Here is a 3588-nt window from a genome sequence, read left to right as displayed (position 1 = left end):
CACGGGCTGGACCTTTCTGGAGCGCGGCAAGGAGAAGGCGATCGGCCGCTGGGAGGGGGGGGCCATGGAGCGGGGCGAGAGGGAGGACCCGGCCCAGGCCCTGTGCTTCGGCCACGATCTGCCCGGGGAGCTGCTGATCGGAGCGGACTTCGCCGATCGGGCGTCCGAGCTGCTGGGCCCGCTGCTGGAGCGGGTGGGATGAGCGAACCCTTCGAGGCCAACGGCTTTCCGCTGGGGCCAGGACTCCGGCTGCTGGAGGCCAGCGCCGGCACGGGCAAGACCTTCGCCCTCGCCCACCTGGTGCTGCGCTTCATCGCGGAAGCCGAGCTGAACCTGGGCCAGCTCCTGGTGGTCACCTTCACCGAGGCCGCCGCGGCGGAGCTGCGCGATCGCATCGGCAAGCGCCTGCAGGCCGCCCTCAGCGGCCTCGATGATCCCGCCTTCGATCCCCCGGATCCGACGCTGGATGCCTGGCTCGACTGGGCGCGCCCCCGGGCCCGCCAGCTGCAGCCACGCCTCCTGCTCGCCCTCGAGGATCTCGATGGGGCCGACATCACCACCATCCATGGCTTCTGCCTGCGCACCCTGCAGCGGCAGGCCCTGGAGGCCGCCCAGCCCCCCGGGCTCAGCGTCGACACCGACAGCCCCTCCCTGCTCCGCCAGATCAGCCACGACTACTGGTGCCAGCAGCTGCTGCCCCTGCCGACCCATCTGCTGGGAGGGGTGCGGCAGGCGCTCAACGGGCCCGACGACCTCTTCGCCATCCTGCAGAGGCTGGATGGCGATCCCGCCCTCCAGCTCGACCCGCTGCCCCCGGGGATCCGCGCCGACGAGGCGCTGCCGCCCCAGCTGGAGCTTCTCTGGCAGGAGGCCTGGGAGCGGTTTGGTCAGCGCTGGGCGGAGCGGGGTGAGGCACTCCAGGCCGACATCCTCAGCGCGGCGGCCGAGTGGCGGGCCCTGGGACTCCGCGACACCAAGCCCTATGCCCCGCGGGTCAGCAGGGATCGCCATGGGGAAGTGAGCGCCTGGATCGGCGGCATGCCCCCCGGGGGGGACTACGCCGCCACGCGCCGGCAGGACCTCCTCAGGACCTACTTCCACCCCGGCAGCTTTCTCAAGGTGGCCCGCCTGGTGGACGGACCCGAGCCTTCCCTGCCCCAGCGCCCCCTGCTGGAAGCGATCGCAGCGGTGATGGAGGGTCCGGCGGAAGCGGCCCTGCTCCATGCCGCCCACTGGGGGCGAGCCGAGCTGCGGCAGCGGCGGGAGCGAAGCGGCAGGGTGGGCTTCGGCCAGCTGCTGGAGGGCCTGGATCCGGGCGAGACGGCCGCGGCGCCGGGGCCGCTGCTCCAGACCGTGGGCGAGCGCTACGCCGCCGCCCTGATCGACGAGTTCCAGGACACCGATCCGATCCAATGGCGGATCCTGTCGCAGGCCTTCGATCCCGCCCGGCACCGCCTGGTGCTGGTGGGCGATCCCAAGCAGGCCATCTACCGCTTTCGCGGCGGTGAGCTGGCCACCTACCGCAGGGCCGAGGCCGCCGCCCGCGACGGCGGAGGGGTGTACGCGCTCTCCGACAACTACCGCTCCACGCCGGCCCTGGTGGCCGCCCTCAACGCCCTGATGGCACCGGGACTGCGCCGCTCCGACCTGCCGGTGCCACCGGTGCGGGCCCGGGCAGCCGCCGCAGAGGCAACGGCGGCAGAGACGACCCCGGCAGAGGCACCCCCGGTAGAGGCGCCAGCCTCCTCAGGGGCCTCCAGCCCCGCCCCAGCCCTGCAGCTGCTCTGGCTGGGCGGCGACCGCGCGACGGGCGAGAAACCCGTGAGCGCCACCACCCTGGACCAGGGGCTCCCCGGCCGGATCGCCAGCTTCGCCGCCGGCCTGCTCAACGCCGGCCAGGCCCCCGGTGACCTGTGCGTGCTGGTGAGCACCCACAGCCAGGCGGAGAGGCTCCGCGCTGCCCTGGAGCGCAGCGGCATCGCCAGTCGGCTGGTGAGCAAGGGCGATGTGTTCGAGAGCGCCGCGGCCACGGCGCTGCAGCGGTTTCTCGATGCTCTGGCCAGGCCCGCCGATCCCGGCCGGCTGCGGCTGCTGGCCGCCTCTCCCCTGCTGGGCTGGAGTGCGGCAGCGATCGCCGCAGCCACGCCCGAGCAGTGGAGCGAGCTGGCGGGCCAGCTGGCCCGAGGGGCCGAGCAGCTCCCCGGTCGGGGGCTGCTGGGGGTGCTGAGCACCCTGCTGAACGCCCCCGGCCTGGCCCGCCTGGCCATGGGCGGCAGGCTGCTGGCGGACCTGGAGCAGTGCGCCGAACTGGTGCAGCAGCGACTCCATGCCGACCAGCTGGGGCCAGCGGCGGCCGCCGACTGGCTGCGCCGGCGGCGCCTGGAGCCGGACCGGGATCCCCCGGAGGCTGAGCAACCCAACAGCGACGTGGCGGATGCGGCGGTGTGGGTGGTCACCGTGCACCGCAGCAAGGGGCTGGAGTACCCCGTGGTGATCTCGCCATTCTTCTGGAAGGCACCCCGGAGCCGCACGGCAGGCGGTGGAGCCGTGCGCCTGGGGGTGCGCTGGCAGCCCCCCGAGGCACCCCAGCCTGTGCTGGACCTGCACCTCAACAGCCACTGGGGCCGGGGCCATGGGGCCGCCGTTCAGCATGAGCTGGCCGAGCTGCAGGAGCAGGAGCGGCTGGCCTACGTGGCCGCCACCCGGGCCAAGCAGCTGCTCGTGCTGGCCTGGGGGCCGGCGGCGGGCCAGCAGGGCAACCCGCTGCACCCCTGGCTGTTCGCGCAGGACCCCGTGCCGGGCCGCGGCGAGGATCCCTATGCGGCGCTGGGCGATGCCGCGTGGCGCGCCCGGCTGGAAGCCGAGATCGACCGGCGGGAGCTCCCCCTGGCCGTGCTGGATCCGCCGCCGGCCGGGGTCGTGGTCAACCCTCCAGCGCCTGCCGCGCCTGCCGTTGAGCCGGCCCTGCAGTGCGGCCCGGTGCCGACCTGGGAACTGGACCGCCGCTGGGGGCGCTACAGCTACAGCCGCTGGACCCAGGGCAGCCACGCCGCGGCCCCCCAGGCCCTGGAGGAGGGACGCGAGACCGATGGCCTGGTGAGCGAACCGGATCCGGACCCGAGCGACCAGGCCGCGCTGGCTGACAACTGGCCGGGGGAGAGTCCGCTGGCCGACTTCCCGCGCGGTTCCCAGGCCGGCGACTGCCTCCACAGGATCCTCGAACAGCTCAACTACCGGCAGGCCGCCGCGGCCCAGGCCGGCCTGTGCAGCCGCGAGCTGCAGCGCAGCGGCCTGGGTCCGGAGCACCTGCCGGGACTGCTCGCGGGTCTCGAGGCCCTCCGCCTCAGTCCGATGGGCGGAGCCCTCGGCCCCTTCCACCTCGCCGAACTGGAGGGCTCGGAACGGCTCAACGAGATGAACTTCGACCTGCCGCTCGGGATGGTGCGGGCCGATGACCTGGCCCGGCCGTTCCGAACCTGCCCGGGCGGGGCCTTCGGCCGGACCTACGCCAGCCGCCTCGCGGAGCTGGATGTGGCCAGTCGGGGCTTTCTCACCGGCTCGATCGACCTGGTGTTCCGCCGGGGAGAA

At 74.0% G+C, this 3588-nt stretch carries 2 protein-coding genes; both read left to right on the top strand.

All coding sequences use genetic code 11. The features are described from left to right. The coding region (locus ACLD7X_RS16105) for a hypothetical protein (RefSeq protein ID WP_411424694.1) at window positions 1-202 on the top strand (202 nt) is incomplete at its 5' end. Then, a partial coding sequence (locus ACLD7X_RS16100) for a UvrD-helicase domain-containing protein (protein WP_411424693.1) occupies window positions 199-3588 on the top strand: 3390 nt, incomplete at its 3' end. The genes ACLD7X_RS16105 and ACLD7X_RS16100, both read left to right, overlap by 4 nt.

This window comes from Aphanothece microscopica RSMan92, from assembly GCF_046613545.2.
GTDB lineage: Bacteria > Cyanobacteriota > Cyanobacteriia > PCC-6307 > Cyanobiaceae > NIES-981.
This window is presented reverse-complemented; position numbering and strand designations above follow the sequence as displayed.